We start from the raw sequence: 22,823 nt of genomic DNA, 5'->3' as shown, positions 1-22,823 counted from the left end.
GAACCCGTGCCCCCCCGTGATCGCGACCTTCATCGCAGTTCCTCCCACGCCTCGAGCCCCACTGGTGCTTCCCATCTCGTCGTCAGCCAGCCGTTCTCCTGGTGCTGGCCGAACCACATCATCTCCAGCCGCCTGCTCTCGCCCGCCAACCGCGGCGAGCGCCGGCCCAGGCGCCCACCAGCGCGCACGGCGGCGGACGCCACCCGGACCGGGACGTGTCGGGGCTCGCGTCCGCCCAGTCGACGGACGAGCTCGGCGACCGTCAGGCCCTCCCATGGGTGCAGGACGATCCCCGGAGGAGCCTCGTCGCTGAGGGTAACAAAGGCAATCGCGTCGGCCACGTTGGCGACCAGCGCCTGCGGGGTGGGACCCTCGCCTGCCCCGGCGACCGAGGCGAGCGGCGAGGCCAGCACCCGGGCGAGGGACCTCGTCACGTCGCGGCCGGGCCCGTGCACCGAAGTGGGACGGAACACCACGACGTCGTGGGCGTCGGTGAGCGCCACCTCGGCTAGGGCCTTGGTGGTCGAGTAGGGGCTGAACGGGTCCCGATCGTTCGTCTCGTCGAGGACTCTCCGGCTGCCCTGGACTGCCGCGGTGGAGACGTGGACGAGCCGTGCCCCGGCCGGGCGGGCCGCGGCCAGCACGACCGGCAGCAGGGAGTTGGCCCCGGTCAGCTCCGGCGACACCCCCCCGGTGGCAGCGGCGACCCCTGCAGCGTTGACGACGCCTGCACAGGCGGCGAGCTCCTCGCGGAGCGCGGCGGCGGCCTCGTTGACTTCCGGGCGGTCGAGGTCGGCGCGGAGCGCGGGCACGTCCAGTGCCGTGCTCGTCAGGCGTGGAGCCTTGAGCGGCAGCACCTCGGCACCGCGGGCGCGCAGTGCATCCATGACGGAGCCACCGACGAAGCCGCTCGCGCCCAAGACCGCCACCCGGGTCATCGGCGGCTCCCGGCGGCGGTGACGAGCAGCTGCTCGAGCCGCTCGGCGCCAACCGCTCGACTCATCTGGCCGGCGTAGGCCTCGCGACCGCGCGCCCCCATCGCCCGCAGCTCGGCGGGTTGGGCGGCGGCTACCGCGCGCAGCGCCCCGGCCAGGGACGTGGGGTCGTCGGGCCGGGCGACGAACCCGCACCGCGCTTGCCGCACGACCTCGGCGGCGTCACCGGCGACGGCGCACACGACCGGCAGGCCGCAGGCCATGGTGGCCTGGAGCTTGCTGGGGATGGTGCCGCGGAAAAGGGGCAGGTCCCGGAGCGAGACCAGCTGGGCGTCGGCGTTCGCCATCAGCGGGGGCATGTCGCTCAACGGGTGGCTGCCAAGGAAGGCCACCCGCTCGGCAACGCCCAGCTCCGCGGCCAGCGCCCGCAGCCCGGGGACAGCGACGCCGTCGCCGACGAACGCGAGCCCGAGGTCGGGCAGGTCGTCGAGCTGGCGCATGGCCCGGACCGCGGTGTCGAGGCCCTGCACGTCGCCGATGCTACCGGCGTACATCACCCAGCGCTCGGCGCCGTCGAGCGGTGACGGATCGAGCGGCGCGCTGGGCACGAAGACGTCCTCGTCCACCCAGTTGGGGATCGACACCGGCGTGACCTGGCTGCCGCGCCCGGACAGCGTCGCGGCCATGGTGGGGGCGATTGCCGCGATCCCGGCCGCGCCGCGGTAGAGGCGGGCCAGCCATGCGTGCAGCGCGCGCTCGACGGTATCGGTGGTCCGGGACCCCCCGATGAAGCCGCTCGCCGTCACCGTCTCGGGCCAGAGGTCCTGCACGTAGAGCACGTAGGGGACTCCCCAGACGCGGCGCAGTGTCATCGCCGCCATGCCGACGGTCGCCGGGGTCAAGTAGACCAGGCACACGTCGACCCGGCGCAGCCAGCCGACCTGCGTGGTAGCCGAGCCGGCGAACGAGCCCAGGCTGACCATCCGCCGCACCGCGGAGCGGTCGTGGCTCGGCACGTCGGGCACGCGCAGCAGCGAGATGCCGTCGCGGACCTCGGTCGCGCGCGGGCGCATCCGGTGGCCGTCGTAGACGCGGCCCAGCGGATAGCTCGGGAAGCCGGTCAGCACCCGGAGGTCGTGCCCGCGCTCGTGGAGCGCACGGGCGATGGCCGTCGGGTGGGCGGCCGAGCCGGTCTCCGGCTCGTACCACTGGGAGATCATGCCGATCCTCATGACGCCACCCTGACCCGTCGGCCCAAGAGGCTGGGAAGCGAGTGGTAGATGACCGCGACGACTGCTGCGACCAGGATCGCCCCGGCGGTGTGCAGCGCCAGCGTGGCGCTGCACACGACCAGGCCACCCGTGGCCACGATGGCGGTCGACCCCAGATGGGACAGGCCGACGTCGAGCAGTCGCTGGTAGACGTGCGAGCGGTGCGCCTCCATCAGCGCCTCACCCCGCAGTGCGCGGCGCAGGAGCGTGCCGCTCGTGTCGACGAGGTAGACGGTGAGGGGGGCAAGGGCGAGCCACAAGTCGGCCTCGCGCACCGCGGTGAGGAGGGCGAGCACGCCCACCAGGGCGCCGATCCCATAGCTGCCGACGTCGCCGAGGAACACTTTCGGGCGGTGGGCGTTCCACGGCAGGAAGGCCAGCGCGGCGCCAGCAAGGGACCACGCCGCGGCTGACACGAGCCCGTCGGACGCCTGGGCCCCCAGGGCGCCGTACCAGCACGCCGCCAGCAGGGCGCTGGTGGCGGAGATAGCGTTGACCCCGTCCATGAAGTTGAACGCGTTGACGTAAGAGACCAGCCACAAGCAGCCGAAGATTGCGACCAGGGCCACGGGCCACGGCGTCGGGCTGCCGACCGCGACGGCGGTCGCCACCCCGGCGGCGATCGTGCCCTGGAGGGCGAGGCGGATCCGGGCCGAGACGTGGGCGACGTCGTCCGCGAACCCCAGCGAGGCCAGAAGCAGCATCCCGGCGCAGGTCGCTAGGACGGCCCAGCCATCCACCACATCGTCGAGCGCGGAGCCCGCGATGAGCGCCGAGACGACTCCCGCTGTGCAGCCGGCGATCATCGCCAGGCCACCGCCGCGCGGCACCACCACGACGTGGGAGGAGCGCTGATTGGGGACGTCGACCACCTGGAGCCGCCTGAGCAGCGAGAGCACCGGAACCATGGTGGCGCTGGTGACGACGAAGGAGATGAAGAACTGGAGCACGCCTAGTTGACCACGTCAGACATGTGGGGACCCTTCGTCGCAGCGTGCCGCGAAGGTGTTGCCCCCCGGCTCGGCCCGCAGTCTAGATGACGGCGTGGGCACGCCCTGCCCGAGCCCTCGGACGCTCTAGGCTGAGAACCATGTCTTCTTCGCAGCAGGCAGGCGGCCGCGTCCTCGTCACCGGCGGTGCCGGCTTCATCGGTACGACGCTCGCGCGCGAGCTCGCCGACTCCGCGGAGCAGTGGGTCGTGCTCGACAACCTGCACCCGCAGGTGCACCCCGGCTCGGAGCCGCCCGCCGACCTCCCGGGGTCCGTGGACCTGCGGGTCGGCGACGTCACGAGCGCCGACGACCTGGACGCCGTGGTCGCCGAGCTGCGGCCCGACACCGTCGTGCACCTCGCCGCCGAGACCGGCACCGCGCAGTCGCTCTCGGAGAGCACCCGCCACGGCATGGTCAACGTCGTCGGCACCACGCAGCTGCTCGACTCGCTGACGCGCGCCGGGCACGTGCCGAGCCACTTCGTGCTGACCAGCTCGCGCGCCGTCTACGGCGAGGGCGTGTGGCGCAACGTCGACGGCTCGACCTTCCAGCCCGGCCTGCGCACCCACGCCCAGCTCGAGTCGGGGAAGTGGGACCACGGCGACGGCGCGGCCCACGTGCCCAACACCGTGCTCGGCACCCACCCGAACCCGATCAACGTCTACGGCGCCACCAAGCTCGCGCAGGAGCAGATCCTCTCGGCGTGGACCGGCTCCCACGACACCCGGTTGTCGGTGCTGCGCCTGCAGAACGTCTACGGCCCGCGCCAGTCGCTGTCGAACCCCTACACCGGCATCGTGTCGCTCTTCTCGCGGCTGGCTCGCGAGGGGCAGTCGATCCCGCTCTACGAGGACGGCGAGATCACCCGCGACTTCGTCCACATCGACGACGTGGTCAGCGCGCTGGTCGCCGCGATCGCGCACAAGCCGGCCGACCACATGCGCACCGTCGACGTGGGCAGCGGCATCCGGACGACCATCGGCGACCTCGCCCGCGAGGTCGCGCGCTACCACTCCGCGCCCGAGCCGCACGTCACCGGCCAGTACCGCGACGGCGACGTCCGGCACGCGTCCTGCGACGTCGAGGTCACCCTCCGCCAGCTCGACTGGCGCCCGGAGGTCGGGCTTCGCGAGGGCGTCGCCGGCCTCCAGGAGTGGATTGCCGGGGAGCTCGGCCGATGACCGAGATCGACGACCTCCCGGTAGTCACCCTCCTCGTCGGCGCGCCGTCCGCGACGGGTCAGGCCGACTGGGAGCTGGCCACCCCGGGTGGCGACGTGCGAATCGTCGAGAACGTCGACGCCCTGCGTGCGGCTCTCGCGGGGCTCCACGACGGGCAGCCCGTGGTCATCGTCGAGGCTGCCACGACTCCTGGTCCCGAGGTGGTCGACCGACTTCTGGCGGCCCGGTGGTCGGCCGACGTGGTCGACGCGCGCACCCTGCCCGTCGACCTGTCCTTGGCGCCGGAGGTCGACATGGCTGCCGAGCTCGCTGCGGTCCGCGTGGGCAAGGTGCGTCCGCGCATGTCCGGATGCTGCGTCCTGGCCAGCGCCTCGATCGCCGCAGAGGTTGCCGACGTCCTCGGCGGGGCCCGTGACGATGGCACCGGGCGCGAGCTCGCCGCCGGGCTCGAGGAGGCCGGGCGCAGCGCCGCCGTCGCCGTGCTCGCCACCGTCGTCCGGCACGCCGACCTGCCGGGCGACCAGCCGGGTGACGCCTCGGGTGGGGCCGAGCCGGGCGACGTGGCTGTTCCGCCAACCGCCCACCCGAACGCCCACCCCACCACCCATCCGGCCCTGCTACCGGCCACCGCCCTGCACCAGGTCCTCTCGACGACCGGCCTGCTCCCCGCGCCCGCCCCGGACGATGCCGCCGATCGGCCCTTCCTGACCGTGCTGACCCGCACCCAGGGCCGGCGCCGCCGCTCGCTGGAGGACCTGCAGGCCTGCCTGTCGGCCCAGGCCGACGTCGACTTCGAGTGGCTCGTCGTGTGCCACCGCACGACCCCCGAGGAGCTCGCCTCGGTCCGCGAGGTGGTAGCCCTGGCGCCCGAGAGGCTCGCGGACCGCATACGGGTGGTCGAGGTGGAGCGTCCCGGCCGCTCGTCGCCGCTCAACGATGGATTCGCCACCGCAAGAGGGCGCTACGTCGCCGTCCTCGACGACGACGACCTGCCCGCGCCCGGCTGGGTCTCCTCCTTCCACCGGCTCGAGCCGGAGCACGCCGGCCGGGTGCTGCGTGTCGGCTCCCTACGGCAGAGCGTCGTACCCCACGGGGAGGGAGAGGACGCCGTGGCGGTCTCGGTGGGCAACCCGCGCCGCGACTGGCCCCAGCGCTTTGACCTGCTCGATCACCTGCGGTACAACGAGACCCCGCCGCCGTCGCTGGCGTTCCCCCGAGGAGCGTTCCACTCGCTCAGGATCAGCTACGACGAGTCGCTCGACGTCACCGAGGACTGGGACTTCCTGGTCAGGACCGCCGCCTTGGTGGGGGTCACCGACTCGCCCGCCATCACCGCGGTCTACCACTGGTGGCTCAGCGGGGAGACCTCCCGCTCGGTGCACGACGAGGCTCACTGGGACAACGCGCGCCAACGCGTGCTCGACGGCTTCGCCGGCGCCCAGGTGCTGCTCGCCGGTGACGGTGGTCGTCGGGTGCAGGCTGAGCTGGCGCAGGCGCGGGAGCGGATCGCGGAACTCGAGGCGTCGCAGCACGAGGTCATCATGAAGCTCGACCGCACAGCGACCGCGCACCAGGAGACCGTCGAGAACTGGCGCGCCACCGAGGCGCGGGTCGAGGAGCTCAAGGAGCGGCTCGACACGGTTCGCACGCGCCACAACACGCGTATCGACCTGCTCGAGGCCATCGAGGAGATCCTCCGCACCACGGGTGCCGAGCGGCCCGCGCACTCCCTCTACGAGATGGGTCCGCAGCAGCTCAAACGGGTCTTCGACGGGCTCAGCACCGAGCCGGCGCGCACCGGGCGCGAGCGTTGGTGGCGCCGCTGAGCCGACCGACCTGGCGGCTCACTAGACCGACTGCGGTCCACCGGCCCGAGGATGCACGGTCGTATCACCCGGTCCGCTCGCGAGATGGCGCGGCGGGGCCATGTCGCGCCTGCGCAGGACGCGCTGTCGCGTCACGGCGACGACGAGCGCGAAGGTCCAGAAACCCAGGGGGATGGTGAGCATCGGCTCGGTGATGCCGTTCACCAGCAACGTGACCATGGTGAAGAGCACGAGCCGGCCGGCCACCGGGTCGCGACCGGTCCTGAGGCCAGACCTCCGCACCGACGCGACGGCGTAGACCACCATGGCGACCGCGACCGCGACCCCGGCGAGGCCAAGTTCGGGCATCACGTCGAAGAAGAAGTTGTGTCCGTGCGGGAACGCGATGCCCGCGCGGTCGTAGATCTGCTGCGCGACGGCGTTCGGCGCGGCGCCGTTCCACGGGTGCTCCCACACTGCGCTCCAGCCCGAGCCCAGCCACGGAGCCGTGTCCAGGGAGGTCTCGATAGCTGCGCGCCAGTAGGCGGAACGACCCGAGAAGGTGGTCAGGTCCTTGCCGAGCAGCACGGTGACGGCGACCAGGCCGACGGCAACGACCCCGATGGCCGAGGCGAGCACCACGGCCAGTTCGCGGCGGGTCCTCTCGCGGATGATCGGCCAGGCGAGCACGACCGCAATCGTGACCGCGAGGCTCAGCATGACGACGAAACCGGTCCCGGACCCGGCGAGGAAGATGCCGCAAGCGTTCACGCCGATGACGGCCAGCCACAGGACCCGCCCCACCAGCCTGCGCGGCATGCCAGCGGCGCAGACCGCGGCCAGGGCGAGCATTAAGGTGTAGGCCAGGATGTTCTCGTTGGTCCCGACGCCGGTGAACTCGGCGCCCCCGGAGAGCGCGTTCGACGTGCCGGGAAGTCCCTGCCGGTAGGAGTCCACCGACAGGTAGACAACCACCACGCCGCCGAGCCCGAGACCCCAGCAGACCAGGAGCGGCTCGCAATTGGCGGCGACGAGCAGGGCGACCACGGCGATGTGGAGGTACATCGTGTCGCCGACGTCGGTGTTGAAGTCGTTGATCGTCCACAGCTGAGAAGCGAAGCAGAGGCTCAGGAACGCCAGCCACGGCCACGGCACCCGCGGCAACCGGGCCCATGGCGAGGTGAGGACGACGACGATGATCGTCCAGTTCGTCACCTCCAGCATGGCCAGGAAGAAGTTGGCGATCAGGACCAGCGGGTTGGACATCCAGTAGAAGACGGCGGCAATCAGGGCGAGCCAGATCCAACCCCGAGGCGAGGACAGCCGTGCCTGGGGGCGGGAGTCGTGCCAGTCGATGACGAAGCGGGCACCACGCACCACGTGCTGCACGGCAGTGCCGGCGGTCTGGTGGCGGCGCATGGGACGGACTCCGGTGGTCGGCACGGACGTGGACGGGCGGTCCGCAGACCGGCGCCCCAGCATACGGGCCCGGCCAGCGCGGGTACGGCTGAGACGCCGGACCGGCGTCGGACCCGTCAACGTAGGGTCTCTGCCATGACCGCGACCACGCCTGTCCCCGACCTCCTGGAGCAGATCCAGGGGCACGGCGCGTGGGCGGTCATCCGGCGCAAGGCCGCACCCACAGCGGGCCTCATCGGCGGCACCCCGCACGAGGTCGCCTCGCTGCTCGACATCCCGCTCGAGACCGGCGCACCCGAGCCGGGCCGCAGCGCCGACCGGCTGGTCGCGGTGCCCTTCCAGCAGGTGCGCGAGCGCGGGTTCGCCGCGATCGACGACGGCACGCCGCTGACCGTCGTCGACATCGAGGCCGAGCACGAGGTGTCGGTCGACGACCTGCTCGCGGCCCTCCCCGACGCGCCCGTCGAGTTCGCCGACCGCGGCGGCTTCGCGACGAGCGATGACGACTACGGCACGGTCGTCGAGGCGATCATCCGCGACGAGATCGGCCAGGGCGAGGGCGCCAACCTCGTCATCGGCCGGCACTACCGCGCCGTCGTCGCCGACTGGGACGCCACCAAGGCCCTCACCGTCCTGCGCCGCCTGCTCGAGCGCGAGCGCGGTGCCTACTGGACCTTCTGCTTCTTCACCGGCGAGCGGTTCCTCATCGGCGCCAGCCCCGAGCGCCACGTCTCCGTGCGCTCCGGCGACGTCCGGATGAACCCGATCTCCGGCACCTTCCGCGTCGGGGGCCTCTCCGAGGACGAGCTCAAGGCCGGCCTGCTGGAGTTCCTGGCCGACGAGAAGGAGGTCTTCGAGCTCTTCATGGTCGTCGACGAGGAGCTCAAGATGATGTGCGACATCTGCTCCGAGGGCGGGCAGGTGCTCGGCCCGTTCCTCAAGCCGATGACCCACCTCATCCACACCGAGTACCTCCTCGCCGGTCGCTCCGAGCGCGACCACCGCGAGATCCTGCGCGACACGATGTACGCCGCCACCGTGACCGGTGCGCCCGTCGAGAACGCCTGCCGGCTGATCGCCGACTACGAGCCCGAGGGTCGCGGCTACTACGGCGCCGCCCTCGCGCTGTTCGGCCGCTCGCCCGACGGCACGCCGACGATGGACAGCCCGATCCTGATCCGCACCGCCGACGTCTCCCCGGAGGGTGAGCTCAAGGTGACCGCCGGCGCGACGCTCGTGCGTGACTCCGACGCGGCCTACGAGGTCGCCGAGACCAGGGCCAAGGCCGGCGGCATCCTCAGCGCCTTCGGCCTGGCGCCGGCGGCGACCTCCGACGGCGCGGCCGTCGCCGACCTCGCGCGGGACGAGGACGTCGTACTCGCCCTGGGGACGCGCAACCAGCGGCTGTCGCGCTTCTGGCTGACCGACCAGGCGGGCGAGCCCGCTGACCCGGGGCTGGCCGGCAAGCACGTCGTGATCCTGCACGGCGAGGACGACTTCGTGAACATGCTCGTCCACGTGCTCGGCGTCTTCGGCATGACGTCGAGGGTCGTGCGGCACGAGGACTACGCGGCCGGCTCCTTCGACGGCGCCGACCTGGTCGTCGTCGGGCCCGGTCCGGGCGACCCGCGCGAGGGCGAGCACCCGAAGATCGCGTCCTTCCGCCGGGCCGTCGACGACCTGCTCGCCGGCGAGCAGCCGTTCCTCGCGGTCTGCTTGGGCCACCAGACGCTGTGCCAACGGCTCGGCCTCGACCTCGGCTACAAGGACGTCGTCTTCCAGGGCACCCAGTCGCCCGTGCGGATCGGCGGGCGCACCGAGCGGGTGGGCTTCTACAACACCTTCGTGGGCCGCGTGCCCGCCGGCGCCCCGCTCCCCGACGGCGTGACGGTGGAGGCCGACGACGCCGGCGACATCCACGCCATCTCCGGCCCGCACTTCCGCGGCATCCAGTTCCACGCCGAGTCGATCCTCACCGAGAACGGCTACGACCTGCTCCACACCGCGGTCCGCGACCTGCTCACCTGACGTCTCGAGACAGTCCCCTGCGTTCTGGGCGTCGACTCGGTGGTGACCAGAACGTAGGGGACTACGCGGGGTCCGTTCCGGGTTTAGTCAACCGAAATGATAGACATTGATCCTCGGCGTGGACGCAACCGATCCACGCCCCAGAGCGTCACTGTTGCGTACGCAACGGGGGACATGACGGGGGACAGGTGCAGCTCGACAAGCGTGCATGGGTGGGCGTGTGCCTGCTGGTGCTGATGACGGTGGCCGCGTGCGGCGGCGCGAACGACGCCGACCCGCCCCAGGGCCCACGCCCCCCGCGGACGACGAGCAGTGCGTCCGCGGTCGGTGACCTCGAGCCGGCGGCGGCCAGCGACAAGCGGCCCAACATCGTCGTCGTGATGCTCGACGACTTCTCGATGGACCTCGTCCAGACCATGCGCTCGGCCCAGCGGATGCGGAAGGCCGGGGCGTCGTACCCCTTCACCTTCGTCACCGACTCGCTGTGCTGCGTGTCGCGCTCGAGCTTCTTCACCGGGCAGTACCCCCACCAGACCGGGGTGCGCACCAACACCTCCCACCAGGGCACGTCGACCCTCGGCGGCTGGCCGGCCTACGACACGAACGGCAACCCCGAGCGGGCGTTCAACGTGCGGCTGCAGGAGGCCGGCTACACGACCGGCTTCGTCGGCAAGTTCCTGAACGAGTACGAGTGGGTGCCGGGCCGCGCGCTGCCGCCGGCGGTGCCGGGCTGGTCGACCTTCAACGCGGTCTTCGGCTCGGCCTACGACGGCTGGGACTTCGCCAGCACCTCGGTCACCGGTGGCCGGCTGCAGGTGACGCAGCACCCGGCTCCGCCCGCCAGCGTGAGCGACGCGGCCAAGGACGCGGCGTATGCCGGCACGGTGATCGGCGACAAGGCCATGCGGTTCCTGCGCCAGGGCGAGGCGTCGGACGCGCCCTACTTCCTCGAGGTCGGGCTCTACGCCCCGCACAACCGCACGCAGCCGGAGGGCTACTACCCGGGCGACCCGCTGTTCCCGCCGATGTTCCGTGACCGGACCGGCGACCGCAGCTGCGGGCGCGTCGCGTGCCGCAAGCTCACCGTCGACGACCTGCCCGGCTTCGGCGACAACCCGCGCGACAACCGGCCGCGGCTCGCGAACGGCACGAAGGGCCGGGCGTGGAACACCGCCGGCAGCCTGCGCCCTGCCGCCGCGGTGCGCGACCTGCGCGACCGGGCGCGGATGTCGCAGTCGGCCGACCGGCTGGTCAACCGGATCCTCAGGGCCGTCGGGCCCAACACCTACGTCGTGCTCACCTCCGACAACGGCTTCCACCTCGGCCAGAACGGGCTCGGCCGCGGCAAGGGGACGCCGTACGACACCGACGTGCGCGTCCCGCTCCTGGTGACGGGTCCGGGCGTGGTGCCCGGTGCGCGCCGGGAGGTCACCAGCAACATCGACCTCGCGCCGACCTTCGAGGAGCTCGCCGGACTCGGACCCGCGCCCTTCCGCAGCGGCCTCTCGCTGGTGCCGACGCTGACCCAGCCGAAGCTCGTGCGGCAGGGATACGCGTTCCTCGAGCACACCCAGCAGACGCTGACCGGGCCGGACCCCGACGCGGCGTTCACCGGCTCCGAGCTCGACCGGATCCCCTCCTACACCGCCGTCCGCAGCCGCACGGCGCTGCTCGCCCGCTTCGACCTCGACCCGCGCCCCGACCAGGTGCAGTGGGGCTACGAGTACTACAACTACAAGCGCAACGAGTTCGAGCTGCGCAACAACGTCGCCAACCCGAAGCGCCGCGCCGAGGTGGAGCTGCTGATGGCCAGGCTGGCCGCCTTCGACACCTGCCAGCAGACGGGCAACCAGGCGGTGCCGGAGGCCTGTCGGTCCGTCCGCCAGTAGGTCGAGTGGCACTACTGTCTGGCGCGTGCAGCCGGACGTGATCGTGGTCGACCACCACGACTCCTACACGTGGAACCTGGTGCACCTCGTCGCGTCCGTGACCGGCGTGCTGCCGACCGTCGTCCAGCACGACGAGGTCGACCCCGACGACGTGCTGCGCCACTCCCACGTGGTGCTCTCGCCCGGGCCGGGCCACCCTGCCGACCCCGCCGACTTCGCCGTCGGCACCGCCGTGCTCCTCGCCGGCACCCGCCCCGTGCTCGGCGTGTGCCTGGGCATGCAGGGACTGGTGACGTCGTACGGCGGCACGGTGGCGCGGCTGCGTCCCGCGCACGGCGAGGTCGCCGCCATCCGACACGACGGGCTCGGGGTCTTCGACGGGCTGCCGCAGGGCTTCGACGCGGTGCGCTACCACTCGCTCGGGGCCGTGTCGCTGCCGTCGTCGCTGGTCGCGACGGCGTGGTCGGAGGACGGCGTCGTGATGGGCGCGCGGCACGTCGACCTGCCGCTCGAGGGCGTGCAGTTCCACCCCGAGTCGATCCTGTCGGCGCACGGCGCCGTCCTCATGGGGAACTTCCTCTCGTGACGGACCCGGTCGACTTCTTCCGCCAGGTCGCGGCGGAGCACCGGCGGTGCTTCTGGCTCGACGGCGGCGGCGCGCGCGAGTGGTCGGGACGCCGCTCCCTCGTCGGCTGGCTCGACGACGACGACGTCTCCCTCACCTGGTCGGCCGCCCGGCGCGAGGTGCGCGCCCACTCCGGGGGCGCGTCGACCGTCGTGGGCGACGACGTCTTCACCGTCCTCGAGGAGTGGATGCGTCCCGGCGAGCAGTGGTTCGGCTACCTCGGCTACGCCTCCCGCCCCGACCTCCCCGCGTCCGCCGACCCCGTCCTCCCCGACGCGGCCTGGATGCGGCCCGCCGGGGTGCGCGTGTTCGAGCATGCTCCCCCGTCCCCAGAACCCCCGCATCTGCGGGGGAACCCCGACATCCCGGGGCGTGCACACCCCCCGAAGTTCGGGACTCGCCCGAGAGGTCCGGTCCCCGATGAGTACGCCGACGCCCTCGCGCGGGTCCAGGAGCACCTGCACGCTGGCAACTCCTACGAGGTCAACCTCACCCACCGGATCGCGCGGACGAGCGACCTCGACCCGGTGACGGCGTACCTCCGGCTGCGCGAGCTCAACCCCGCGCCCTACGCCGGGTTCCTCCAGCACGACGTCGCCGACGCGCGGGCGTGGCTGCTGTCGAGCTCGCCGGAGCGGTACGCGCTCGTCACCGCCGACCGCCGCCTCGAGACCAAGCCGATCAAGGGCACCACCCCGCGCGGCGCCACGCCCGAGGAGGACGACGCGCACCGCGAGCGGCTCGCCAGCGACCCGAAGACGCGCGCGGAGAACCTGATGATCGTCGACCTGCTCCGCAACGACCTGTCGCTGGTCTGCGAGGTCGGCTCGGTCGAGGTGCCGGCGCTCATGGAGGTCGAGTCCTACGAGTCGGTGCACCAGCTGGTGAGCACGGTCCGCGGCCGGCTCCGCGACGACGTCTCGACCGTCGCCGCGCTGCGCGCGCTCTTCCCGGCCGGGTCGATGACGGGTGCGCCCAAGCTCCGCACGATGGAGATCGTCGAGGACGTCGAGTCGACGCCGCGGGGGGCGTACGCCGGCGCGTTCGGCTGGATCAGCGGCGACGGCCCGGCCGACCTGGGGGTCGTCATCCGGTCGCTGATGACCGACGGCAGCGGCACGTGGACGCTCGGCACCGGCGGCGGCATCACCGTGAAGTCCGAGGTCGCGGAGGAGTGGGCCGAGTCGGGGTGGAAGGCCGAGCGGCTACTGCGCGTGTTCGACTGAGGTCGGCAGCCACATCTGGAACCGCGCCCCTCCGCCGGGCGCCTCGGCCACCTGGACCCGGCCGCCGTGGCGGTCGACGACCTGCCGCACGATCGCCAGGCCGAGCCCGGAGCCGGGCATCGTGCGCGACTCCTGGGCGCGGTAGAAGCGCTCGAAGACGTGGGGCCGGTCGTCCTCGGCGATCCCGTTGCCCTGGTCGTCGACGGTGAGGATGCCCTCGGCCAGCCGGACGGTCACGGTGCCGTCGGTGGGGCTCCACTTGGCGGCGTTGTCGAGCAGGTTGGTCACCGCCCGCTCGAGGCTGCTCGCGTCGCCGACGACCCGCCAGGGCTTCAGCTCGACGTCGAAGTCGATGCCGTGCGCGCGGCGCCGGACGCGGGTCGCGGCGCGCTCGACGACGTCGGCGAGGTCGATCTCGGAGACGTTGCCGGTGACCGGCTCGTCGCGAGCCAGCTCGACCAGGTCTCCGACGAGGGCGCTGAGCTCCTCGATCTGGGCGCGCACGTCGTCGAGCAGCTCGAGGCGCGCCTCGGCCGGGAAGGACGTGTTGCCCTCGGCCTGGCGGAGCAGGTCGAGGTTGGTGCGCAGCGACGTGAGGGGTGTGCGCAGCTCGTGGCTCGCGTCGGCGACCAGGCGTCGCTGGCGGTCCCGCGACGCGCCGAGCGCGAGCAGCATCTGGTTGAACGCCGTCGACAGCCGGGCGACCTCGTCGTCGCCCTCGACCCTGAGCGGCGTGAGGTCCTCGGTGACGGCGATCCGCTCGACCGCGGAGGTCAGGCGGCGCACGGGTCTCAGGCCGTTGCGTGCCACCAGCCACCCGGCCAGCAGCGCGGCGAGCACGCCGAGGGCGCCGAAGACGAACAGCACCCCGCCGAGCTTGCCGAGCGTGCGGTCGTTGGCGGTCAGGGGCTGGGCGAGGACGAGGGCCTGGCCGCTGCCGGCCTGCACGGTCGCGACCCGGTAGCGCTCGCCCTCCTTGGTGACGAGGGTCCGCACGGACGAGTCACGCTGCCCGGTGACGACGTCGTACTCCGGCTGGCCGAGCGTGAAGTGGGGGACGATCGTGCCGGAGAGGGTGTTGCCCTCGGCGTTGACCATGAAGATCCGGATGTCGGCGGCACCCAGCAGCCACGAGGGGACCTCGCCCGTCGCGACCCCCGACAGGGCCGTGCTGGCGGTCGCGCGGTGGGCGCGGTTGAGCAGCGACTGGTCGAGCGAGCTCATCAGCTGCTGGCGCATCACGACGAAGGCGGTGAAGGCCATCACCGCGATCGACAGGCCCAGCGCGAGCGTGGTCAGCACCGCGACGCGCGACGCCAGCGACCTGCGGTAGTGCCAGCGTCCCTCGGGCCAGGCGTCAGGCGAGGCCATGCGGTGCGCTCACGCTTCCTTCAGCACGTAGCCGACGCCGCGGACGGTCTGGATCAGCCGCGGCTCGCCCTCGGCCTCGGTCTTGCGCCGGAGGTAGCCGACGTAGACCTCGAGCGAGTTGGCGCTCGTCGGGAAGTCGTAGCCCCACACCTCCTCGAGGATGAAGGACCGGTCGAGCACCCGCCGCGGGCGCCGCAGGAACATCTCGAGCAGGGTGAACTCGGTGCGGGTGAGCTCGATCGGCCGGTTGCCGCGGGACACGTCCCGGCTGCCGACGTCCATCGTCAGGTCGGCGAACGAGAGGACCTCGCCGTCCGCCTCCGGGTCGGGCACGACGCGGCGCAGCAGCGCGCGCAGCCGGGCCAGCAGCTCCTCGAGCGCGAAGGGCTTGGTGAGGTAGTCGTCGGCGCCCGCGTCGAGGCCCTCCACGCGGTCGCCCACCGCGTCGCGCGCGGTCAGCACGAGGATCGGTACGTCGTTGCCGGCCGCCCGCAGCGCCCGCGTCGTCTCGATGCCGTCGAGCCGCGGCATCATCACGTCGATCACCACGACGTCGGGGTGGTGGGAGCCCACGGCGACCAGGCCCTCGGCGCCGTCGGCGGCCAGGACGACCTCGTAGCCGTTGAACTCGAGCGAGCGGCGCAGCGAGTCGCGCACCGCCCGGTCGTCGTCGACGACCAGGACCCGGGGCTTGGACTCGCTCACAGCAGCATCACAGCGGCAAGGATGCCACCGCGTCCTGAGCGCAGGCTGAGATCAGAGATATCGCGCGGCGAGCGTGCCGGCGCGGGCGCCGTAGCCGCCGCCGAACATGCAGGCGTGCACGAGCAGCGGGAAGAGCTGGTGGACCCCGAGCCGGTCCTCCCAGCCGTCGGCGAGCGGGTGGGCCTCGTCGTAGGCCGCCATCACCCGCGGCAGGTGGGTGAGCCCGAAGAGGTGCAGCATCGCCAGGTCGGCCTCGCGGTGCCCGCCGTAGGCCGCGGGGTCGATGACGTGGATCGCGAGGTCCTGGCCCCAGAGGCAGTTGCCGTTCCACAGGTCGCCGTGCAGCCGGGCGGGCTCCTCGTCGGGGAGGAGGTCGGTGAGCCGACCGATCACCTTCTCGACCGCGGTGGCGTCGGCCTCCTCGATCGCGCCGCGGTCGCGGGCGAGCTTGAGGTAGGGCAGCACCCGGCGGACCGCGTAGAACTCCGCCCACGACCCGGCCGTCCTGTTGGGGAGCGGCAGCCGGCCGATGTAGCCGTCGTGGTCGAGGCCCCAGCCGTCGGCGCCCGCGCGGTGGGTGGTCGCGAGCTGCTGGCCGAAGGCGACGGCAGCCTCGACGGGGGTCTTCGAGCTCGGCTCGATCCACGCGAGGATCACGCAGTCGTCGGCCGCGCCGAGCACCTCGGGCAGCGGCACGCCGCCCTCGACCTCGGAGAGCCAGCGCAGCCCGGCCGCCTCGGCCTCGAAGAAGCCCTCGGGCGCGTGCGGCAGCGTCTTCATCAGCGCCGTCTGCCCGCTCGAGAGGCGCAACCGGGTCGCGGTCGCGATGTCGCCGCCGGCCACGGGAGAGGTCGCCACCACGGACGAGCCGAGGAGCTCCTCGGCACGCTTGGCGACCAGTGGCTGGCGAGCCATCAGGCGGGGTCCCCGGGCGGCCCGTCGGCCCCGCGCAGCACGTCGTCGAGCGCCGTCACGATCGCCTCGCTCGTCCGCTCCACCATCGCCAGCACCTCCTCGAACCCGTCGTCTCCACCGTAGTACGGGTCGGGTACCTCGGCCCCGGGATCGACCGGATCGAGGTCGCGGAACAGGCCGACGCGATCGGTGCGGCCGCCGACGTCGGCCAGGTTGGCCTCGTCCATCACGAGCACGACGTCGTACGCCGTCGCCCACGAGTCGTCGTACTGCCGCGCGCGGTGCCGGGTCGGGTCGTAGCCCGCCGCGCTCAGCGTGGCCGCGGCGCGGCGGTCCATCGGGTTGCCGACGTGCCAGCCCCCGGTGCCCGACGAGGCGACCTCGACGCGGTCGTCGAGACCGGCGTCGGCGAGGCGCTGCTCGAGCACGACGTGGGCCGTGGGGGAGCGGCAGATGTTGCCGAGGCAGACCAGGGCGATGCGATAGCTCCCCGGCGTGCGTGCGGGAGGCAGCCCCGGCATCAGCGCTCGGCGGGCAGGGCCGATCGGACGCCCCAGCCGACGATCGTGATGATCAGTGACCCGGCGACCGCGTTCCAGAAGCCGTCGACGTGGAAGCCGACGTCGACGGCGCCCGCGAGCTTGGCGGTGAGCAGCAGCATCAGCGCGTTGATCACCAGCAGCAGGAAGCCCAGCGTCAGGATGATGAACGGCAACGACAACAGCTTGATCACCGGCTCGATGAAGGTCGAGACCAGGCCCAGGATCAGGGCGACCAGCAGCAGCGGCAGGATCTTCTCCTGGATCTCCGCCTGGCCGTTCCTCGGTCCCTCGAACCAGATCCCGTCGAGCAGCCACGCCGCGACCGCCAGGCCCGCGGCGTAGGTGAGCAACCAGGTGATGAAGCGCATGGCTGTGACATTAGCGCGCTCCGCGCGCGGTGCTCGCCGCGCTGGAGGACCCCGTCGACCCTCCTCGCTCGACGGCGCTGCCTCGCTGCGCTCGTCACGCTTGCTCGCTCGTCAGTCACGACGGGGTAGGGCACCGAGCGTGGTGGCTGGGTCAGGCTGTCGGCCACCCGGCTCCCGCTAGCCTCCGTGAGGTGGTGACGATCGGCGGGACGGGCGTGATGGTGCTCGGCGGGCTGGCCGCGGCCGTCGTCGCCGTGCTGCTCGTGCTCCTCACCCACCGCTGGCTGGGGACGGTCACGGCGGTGTCGGTCGCGGGCCTGCTCTGGTCGCTCGTCGCGATCGCGCTGGTCACCCTCGTCCCGACCCGCCCCGACGTCGGCTTCGTCCCCGCCGAGACCCGGAGCGAGACCTGCTCGTGGGACTACGGCGGGCCGTCGGGCGCGGCCTTTCAGGTCCTCGGCCTCGACCAGCGCACCCTCAACGTGCTGCTCTTCGTCCCGGCGGGCCTCTTCCTCGTCCTCGCCGTGGGGCGGTGGTGGGCCGGGGTGGTGCTCGCTCCGCTCGGCCTCGGGCTGCTGGCGGCCTACAGCCTCGGCATCGAGCTCACCCAGCTCCAGCTCGCCCGGCTCGACCGCGCGTGCGACGTCACCGACATGGTCGACAACATCCTCGGTGCGGGCATCGGGTTCGTGCTCGGGCTGCTGCTCCTGCCGGTGGTGAGGCCGTGGCGCGTCACTAGGGTGCAGGGGTGACCACGCCCCAGCCCCGTCCCAACGTGCTCGCCATCCCGGCGTACGTCGCCGGCAAGCCGCCCGTCGCGCAGCCCGGACTGACGTCCTACAAGCTCTCCTCCAACGAGAACCCCTACCCGCCGCTGCCCGGCGTGCTCGCGGCGGCGACCGAGGCGGCGGCGACGATGAACCGCTACCCCGACATGGGCAGCACCGCGCTCTACGCCGCGCTCGGCGAGGCGATGGGCGTGCCGGTCGAGGACCTCGCGGCGGCCACCGGCTCGGTCGCGCTGATCTACCAGCTCGTCAACGCCTTCTGCGACCCCGGCGACGAGGTCGTCTACGCGTGGCGGTCCTTCGAGGCGTACCCGATCGCGGTCACCGCCGGCGGCGCGACCAGCGTGCAGGTGCCCGTGACGGCCGACGGCCGCCACGACCTCGACGCGATGGCCGCGGCGGTCACCGACCGCACGAAGGTCGTCATCGTCTGCACGCCCAACAACCCGACCGGGCCGGCCGTCACGCAGGCCGAGCTCGACGCCTTCATCGCGAAGGTCCCCGGCCACGTCGTGGTCGTCGTCGACGAGGCCTACCTCGAGTTCGTGCGGATGGACGACGCGATCGACGGCGTCGCGACCTACCGCCGCCACCACAACGTCGTCCTGACCCGCACCTTCTCCAAGGCCTACGGCCTCGCCGGCTTCCGGGTGGGGTACGCCGTCGCGCCGGCGCCGCTGGCCGCAGCGCTGCGCGCGGTCTCCACGCCGTTCGGGGTCAGCCACGTCGCCCAGGCCGCGGCGATCGCCTCGCTCGCCGCGCGGGACGACCTGTTCGCGCGGGTCGAGGACCTCGTCGAGCGCCGCGCCGACCTCGTCGCCCGGCTCCGCGAGGTCGGCTGGGAGCTGCCCGAGGCGCAGGGCAACTTCGTCTGGTTCCCCCTCGGTGACCGCGCCCTCGACTTCGCCGCCGCCTGCGGGGAGGTCGGGATCTCGGTCCGCCCCTTCGCCAGTGACGGCGTGCGCGTCAGCATCGGCGAGGCCGAGGCCTTCGACCGCCTGGTCGAGGTGGCCGCCCGCTTCGCGCCCTGACCGCCGAGTCGGCGTGAACTTCGCGCCGAGTCAGCGCACGGGGGCCGGAGCTTCCACCGACTCGGCGGGCGTCCGGTCCATCCGGCGGAACGCCGGCACCCGGGTCGGGGCCATCGTCGTGACCAGGTAGACCGCGCCGGCCACGAGCAGGGCCGGGGAGATCCCGAGCCCGGCGACCGCGAGGCCGCCGAGGATGCCACCGAGGGGCATCAGCGACCAGCAGATCGCGGAGTTGAGCGAGGAGACCCGGCCCATCAGCGGGGCCGGGATCCGCTCGAGCACCACCGCCCCGAGGATCGGGTTGAGGAAGCCGGACGCGAAGCCTGCGAGCACCGTGATCGCGAAGACCGTCCACACCGGCGAGTCCAGCGCCATCACGACGTAGCGCGGCGCACCGGCGACGAGGAAGGCGAGGACGTACGTCCGGAAGCGCGGCAGCGTCTCGCCCCAGCGCGCTGCCGCGAGCGCGCCGACGACCGAGGCTCCGCTCATCACCGCGAAGAGCGCGCCGAGCACGGCGACGCCAGCGCCGGACTCCTTCGCCCACACCGGCGCGAGCACGGACACGTAGGCCTGGTCGACCAGGTTGGTCACCGCGACCATCGCGCAGATCGCGACGAGCACCGGCTCGGTGCGGAGGAAGTCCCAGCCCTGCCCCAGCTCACGGGCGTACGACGTCCGGGTGCCCTCCGCGTCCGGCTCCGGCGGGACCGGCCGTCCGAGCCCGGTCGTGGCGACCGCGAAGACGACGAACGACACGAGGAACGACGCCGCGTCGACGTAGAGCGCGTTGGCCGCGCCGATGGAGGCGACCAGGACGCCGGCCAGCGCGGCGCCGACCATCGTCGACGTGCGCTCGATGGCGGCGGCGAGGCCGGACACGCGCTCGAGGGAGTAGTCGGCGGTGCGCGCGATCTCGGGACTCATCGCGGCCTTGCCGGCGTCGCCCGGACCACGGAGCGCGCCGGCGACGGCGACCAGGACCAGCAGCACGGGGAAGGTCAGGAGTCCGAGGTGGTGCAGCAGGGGGATCGTGGCGACGACGAAGGCCGACAGGAGGTCGCACAGCAGCGTCACCCGCCGGGGACCGACCCGGTCGAGCAGCGGCCCGCCGAGCGCCTTCACCACCACGAGCGGAGCGATCTCCGCGGCGGCCACGAGGCCGGTCTGCGTCGCGGACCCGGTCGTCGAGAGCACGAACCAGGGGATGGCGATCATCGAGACCCGGGTCCCGACGAAGGAGACGCCCTCCGCGACGAGCGCGCCGACGAGCGGCGTCCGGCTGGTCATGACTCGTCCCACCTCTGGCCGGGTCGGGGATAGGCGTTGAGGTTGATGGTGAACGGTGCGGCCTCGCCCGCCTCGGAGTCCTCGGCGTCGCCGATGACCTCGGCGAGCTTCTGCACGAGGGCCTCGGCCTGCGCCGGCGTGAGTCGCACCTCCCAGTCGCTGAGGGTCCCGACGCGGCGCCACTCCTCGGGCAGGAAGGCCATCTCCGCGACGGCTGCGCGCGTGCGGTCGGCGTAGAGCATCGCGACGGTCGAGAGGTAGGCCTCGACGTCGGTGTCGACGACGCCCTCCTCGCGGAACGCCGTGCGGGTGCTCTGGTGCGCGGCCCGCCACCAGCGGTCGCGGGCGTTGCCGCGGTCGGTGTCCTCGACGATGAAGCCGTGCTGGGCCAGCTGGCGCAGGTGGTACGACGTCGCGCCGGTGTTGAGGTCGAGGCGCTGCGCCAGCGTGGTCGCGGTGGCCGGCCCCTCGGCGCGCAGCAGCGCCAGCATCTTCAGCCGGACCGGGTGGCTCAGGGCGCGGAGGCCGGCGATGTCGGGAGTGATGGAGGAGGGCATGTCCGCACGCTACGACTGCAAAGAGTTATTTGCAAACACTTCTTTGTGATGGGTCGCCGAGTATGGTTGAAGGATGAACGAGACGGCGAGCTACACGAAGCAGGGCCAGCCCTTCGAGCGCGACATGACCTACCTGCCCGACCGGGTCCTGGCCGGCGCGACCTCGCTCGACCCGCTCGACGCGCAGTTCCCGAGCGGTTCCAAGGACAGCCCGCGTGACGTCCCGGTCTGGGAGGCGGTGCCCGGGCGCTACCGCATCGTCGCCGCGCGCGCCTGCCCGTGGGCGCACCGCTCGATCATCGTGCGCAGCCTGCTCGGCCTCGAGGACGCCATCTCGTGGGGCGCCCCCGGTCCGACGCACGACCAGCGCAGCTGGACCTTCGACCTCGACCCCGGCGGGGTCGACCCGGTGCTCGGCATCGAGCGGCTCCAGCAGGCCTACTTCGCCCGCGAGGCCGACTACCCGCGCGGCATCACGGTCCCGGCGATCGTCGAGGTCGAGTCGGGGAAGGTCGTCACCAACGACTTCCCCCAGATCACCCACGACCTCTTCTTCGAGTGGCGCGAGCACCAGCGCCCCGACGCGCCGGACCTGTGGCCGGCCGACCTCCGCGAGGAGATGGAGACCGTCATGAAGCGCGTCTTCACCGAGGTCAACAACGGGGTCTACCGCTGCGGCTTCGCCGGCTCGCAGGAGGCGTACGACGACGCCTACGAGCGGCTGTGGACGGCGATGGACTGGCTCGAGGAGCGCCTCGCCGACCGTCGCTACCTCATGGGCGAGGCGTTCACCGAGGCCGACGTCCGCCTGTTCACGACGCTCGTCCGCTTCGACGCGGTCTACCACGGCCACTTCAAGTGCAACCGCAACAAGCTCACCGAGATGCCGAACCTCTGGGGCTACGCCCGCGACCTCTTCCAGACGCCGGGCTTCGGCGACGAGGTCGACTTCGAGCAGATCAAGCGGCACTACTACGTCGTGCACACCGACATCAACCCGACGCAGATCGTGCCTGCCGGTCCCGACCCGGCCGTCTGGCTCACGCCGCACGGCCGGGCCTGAGCCCGGGTCAGGGGCGGCCGCGCCACTCCGGGTCGGCGACGACCCGGCGGTGGTGGAGCTTCTGCGTCGGGCGTGAGTCGCCGTCGGGGAAGACCGACCGGAAGGCCTTGATGCCCGCGGCCGACGTGGTCTGCGGCGTGGTGAGGAACCAGCGCACGCCCTCGGTGTAGGGGTCGGTGGTCAGTGACCCGCGGTAGCGCAGCGTGGCGGGACGGGCCGGGACGAGCGAGGCGAGGTCGAAGTCGTCGACCTCGATCTCGTCACCGCACTCGTCGGGCAGCTCGGTGAGGATCCGGTCGGCCTCGCTGCTCGCGCCCGGGTGGAGGAGCACGCCGATGACGAGCTTGCGCTCCTCGGAGTCCTGGTGGACCAGGTGCATCTCGAGCGGCGCGTGGCGGCCGTCGATGGTGTGCTCGGAGCGGGTGTGGAAGTGGAACTGCAGCAGGTCGTAGCGGTGCCCGTCGACGGTGACGTGACCGGCACCGTCGGCGACCTCGACCTCCTCGGTCTCCTGGTCGCTGCGGATCTGGCACCCGTCGGAGTCGGAGCCGTCCTTCTGGACGTAGTGCACGCGGACCGGCGTGCTGGAGGAGTAGTGCACCTTCAGCGCGGGCAGGTTCGCGACCCGTCGGACGTCGGCGGGGTGGATGTCGATGGGGCTCTGGTGGGGGACGCCCGCCGACGTGGACGCGAGGGCCGGGTCGCCGAGGAGGCGGACGGTGGCGATCGTGCCGGCGGCGGCGAGGGGGAGGCCGAGGACCGACCTGCGAGCGACGTTCATGGAGGCTCCTGGTTCCGAGGAAAGTGGTTGTTGACCACAAC

The 22,823-nt window shown here is 72.4% G+C and carries 21 protein-coding genes; 9 read left to right on the top strand and 12 right to left on the bottom strand.

What is annotated here, in order from left to right:
• Positions 1–29: 29 nt before the first annotated feature.
• Genes BLV76_RS05910 through BLV76_RS05900 form a run of 3 tightly spaced genes read right to left on the bottom strand, consistent with a single transcriptional unit; the run spans position 30 to position 3,156 of the window.
• Positions 30–938, bottom strand: a complete 909-nt coding sequence (locus tag BLV76_RS05910) for an NAD-dependent epimerase/dehydratase family protein (protein WP_090968301.1) — start codon at positions 936–938, stop codon at positions 30–32.
• The gene (locus tag BLV76_RS05905; protein ID WP_090968300.1) at positions 935–2,167 is read right to left on the bottom strand and encodes a glycosyltransferase family 4 protein; all 1,233 of its coding nucleotides are present in this window, start codon (positions 2,165–2,167) and stop codon (positions 935–937) included. The genes BLV76_RS05910 and BLV76_RS05905 overlap by 4 nt, the downstream gene beginning before the upstream one ends.
• A complete protein-coding gene (locus BLV76_RS05900) occupies positions 2,164–3,156 on the bottom strand; it encodes an MraY family glycosyltransferase (protein ID WP_090968299.1) in 993 nt (330 codons plus the stop codon). Before BLV76_RS05900 ends, BLV76_RS05905 begins: the two co-directional genes overlap by 4 nt.
• 140 nt (positions 3,157–3,296) lie before the next feature.
• Here BLV76_RS05900 and BLV76_RS05895 point away from each other — a divergent pair, with 140 nt between their 5' ends.
• Positions 3,297–4,379, top strand: a complete 1,083-nt coding sequence (locus tag BLV76_RS05895) for an NAD-dependent epimerase/dehydratase family protein (protein WP_090968298.1) — start codon at positions 3,297–3,299, stop codon at positions 4,377–4,379.
• Positions 4,376–6,205, top strand: coding sequence for a glycosyltransferase family 2 protein (locus tag BLV76_RS05890; protein ID WP_090968297.1), 1,830 nt, complete (start codon positions 4,376–4,378; stop codon positions 6,203–6,205). The genes BLV76_RS05895 and BLV76_RS05890 overlap by 4 nt, the downstream gene beginning before the upstream one ends.
• A gap of 21 nt (positions 6,206–6,226) precedes the next feature.
• On the opposite strand, the gene BLV76_RS05885 is transcribed toward BLV76_RS05890, so the two are convergent.
• Entirely contained in the window at positions 6,227–7,603 is a 1,377-nt protein-coding gene (locus BLV76_RS05885; RefSeq protein ID WP_090968296.1) for an O-antigen ligase family protein, read from the bottom strand.
• Positions 7,604–7,738: 135 nt separating this feature from the next.
• Between BLV76_RS05885 and BLV76_RS05880 the strand changes: the two genes are divergently transcribed.
• The 4 genes from BLV76_RS05880 (at position 7,739) to BLV76_RS05865 (ending at position 13,371) form a co-directional block, all read left to right on the top strand.
• Positions 7,739–9,631, top strand: coding sequence for an anthranilate synthase family protein (locus tag BLV76_RS05880; RefSeq protein WP_090968295.1), 1,893 nt, complete (start codon positions 7,739–7,741; stop codon positions 9,629–9,631).
• A 188-nt stretch (positions 9,632–9,819) separates the two neighbouring features.
• On the top strand, positions 9,820–11,520 hold the full coding sequence (locus BLV76_RS05875; RefSeq protein ID WP_090968294.1) for a sulfatase-like hydrolase/transferase: 1,701 nt from the start codon (positions 9,820–9,822) through the stop codon (positions 11,518–11,520).
• A gap of 25 nt (positions 11,521–11,545) precedes the next feature.
• The gene (locus tag BLV76_RS05870) at positions 11,546–12,106 is read left to right on the top strand and encodes an anthranilate synthase component II (protein WP_090968293.1); all 561 of its coding nucleotides are present in this window, start codon (positions 11,546–11,548) and stop codon (positions 12,104–12,106) included.
• Positions 12,103–13,371 carry an anthranilate synthase component I family protein gene (locus tag BLV76_RS05865; RefSeq protein ID WP_090968292.1) on the top strand — a complete coding sequence of 423 codons (1,269 nt, stop codon included), beginning with the start codon at positions 12,103–12,105 and terminating at the stop codon, positions 13,369–13,371. Before BLV76_RS05870 ends, BLV76_RS05865 begins: the two co-directional genes overlap by 4 nt.
• Here the strand turns inward: BLV76_RS05865 and BLV76_RS05860 are convergent.
• Genes BLV76_RS05860 through BLV76_RS05840 form a run of 5 tightly spaced genes read right to left on the bottom strand, consistent with a single transcriptional unit; the run spans position 13,351 to position 17,272 of the window.
• Positions 13,351–14,742 (bottom strand): sensor histidine kinase, encoded by a 1,392-nt coding sequence (locus BLV76_RS05860; protein WP_090968291.1) that lies wholly within the window; start codon positions 14,740–14,742, stop codon positions 13,351–13,353. The genes BLV76_RS05865 and BLV76_RS05860 overlap by 21 nt on opposite strands.
• Before the next feature lie 9 nt (positions 14,743–14,751).
• Positions 14,752–15,447 (bottom strand): response regulator transcription factor, encoded by a 696-nt coding sequence (locus tag BLV76_RS05855; protein WP_090968290.1) that lies wholly within the window; start codon positions 15,445–15,447, stop codon positions 14,752–14,754.
• A gap of 51 nt (positions 15,448–15,498) precedes the next feature.
• Positions 15,499–16,362: a fructosamine kinase family protein gene (locus BLV76_RS05850; RefSeq protein WP_090968289.1), complete on the bottom strand. Its 864-nt coding sequence runs from the start codon at positions 16,360–16,362 to the stop codon at positions 15,499–15,501.
• The gene (locus BLV76_RS05845; RefSeq protein ID WP_090968288.1) at positions 16,362–16,883 is read right to left on the bottom strand and encodes a low molecular weight protein-tyrosine-phosphatase; all 522 of its coding nucleotides are present in this window, start codon (positions 16,881–16,883) and stop codon (positions 16,362–16,364) included. Before BLV76_RS05845 ends, BLV76_RS05850 begins: the two co-directional genes overlap by 1 nt.
• Positions 16,883–17,272 carry a phage holin family protein gene (locus BLV76_RS05840; RefSeq protein WP_090968287.1) on the bottom strand — a complete coding sequence of 130 codons (390 nt, stop codon included), beginning with the start codon at positions 17,270–17,272 and terminating at the stop codon, positions 16,883–16,885. Before BLV76_RS05840 ends, BLV76_RS05845 begins: the two co-directional genes overlap by 1 nt.
• A gap of 191 nt (positions 17,273–17,463) precedes the next feature.
• Between BLV76_RS05840 and BLV76_RS05835 the strand changes: the two genes are divergently transcribed.
• Together BLV76_RS05835 and hisC are read left to right on the top strand one after the other, a co-directional pair.
• Positions 17,464–18,024, top strand: coding sequence for a VanZ family protein (locus BLV76_RS05835; protein ID WP_139306496.1), 561 nt, complete (start codon positions 17,464–17,466; stop codon positions 18,022–18,024).
• The gene (gene hisC / locus BLV76_RS05830) at positions 18,021–19,091 is read left to right on the top strand and encodes a histidinol-phosphate transaminase (protein WP_090968285.1); all 1,071 of its coding nucleotides are present in this window, start codon (positions 18,021–18,023) and stop codon (positions 19,089–19,091) included. Before BLV76_RS05835 ends, hisC begins: the two co-directional genes overlap by 4 nt.
• Positions 19,092–19,121: 30 nt before the next feature.
• Here hisC and BLV76_RS05825 read toward each other — a convergent pair whose 3' ends face one another.
• Positions 19,122–20,381 carry an MFS transporter gene (locus BLV76_RS05825; RefSeq protein WP_090968284.1) on the bottom strand — a complete coding sequence of 420 codons (1,260 nt, stop codon included), beginning with the start codon at positions 20,379–20,381 and terminating at the stop codon, positions 19,122–19,124.
• A complete protein-coding gene (locus tag BLV76_RS05820) occupies positions 20,378–20,938 on the bottom strand; it encodes an ArsR/SmtB family transcription factor (RefSeq protein WP_090968283.1) in 561 nt (186 codons plus the stop codon). Before BLV76_RS05820 ends, BLV76_RS05825 begins: the two co-directional genes overlap by 4 nt.
• 73 nt (positions 20,939–21,011) lie before the next feature.
• On the opposite strand from BLV76_RS05820, the gene BLV76_RS05815 reads away from it, so the two are divergent.
• Positions 21,012–22,001: a glutathione S-transferase family protein gene (locus BLV76_RS05815; RefSeq protein ID WP_090968282.1), complete on the top strand. Its 990-nt coding sequence runs from the start codon at positions 21,012–21,014 to the stop codon at positions 21,999–22,001.
• A 7-nt stretch (positions 22,002–22,008) separates the two neighbouring features.
• Here the strand turns inward: BLV76_RS05815 and BLV76_RS05810 are convergent, their stop codons facing one another.
• The gene (locus BLV76_RS05810; protein ID WP_090968281.1) at positions 22,009–22,782 is read right to left on the bottom strand and encodes a carbonic anhydrase family protein; all 774 of its coding nucleotides are present in this window, start codon (positions 22,780–22,782) and stop codon (positions 22,009–22,011) included.
• Positions 22,783–22,823 lie beyond the last annotated feature (41 nt).

This window comes from Nocardioides exalbidus, from assembly GCF_900105585.1.
GTDB classification, from domain to species: domain Bacteria; phylum Actinomycetota; class Actinomycetes; order Propionibacteriales; family Nocardioidaceae; genus Nocardioides; species Nocardioides exalbidus.
Note: the sequence above shows the minus strand (reverse complement) of the source record. Positions and strands in the feature narration are given on the sequence as shown.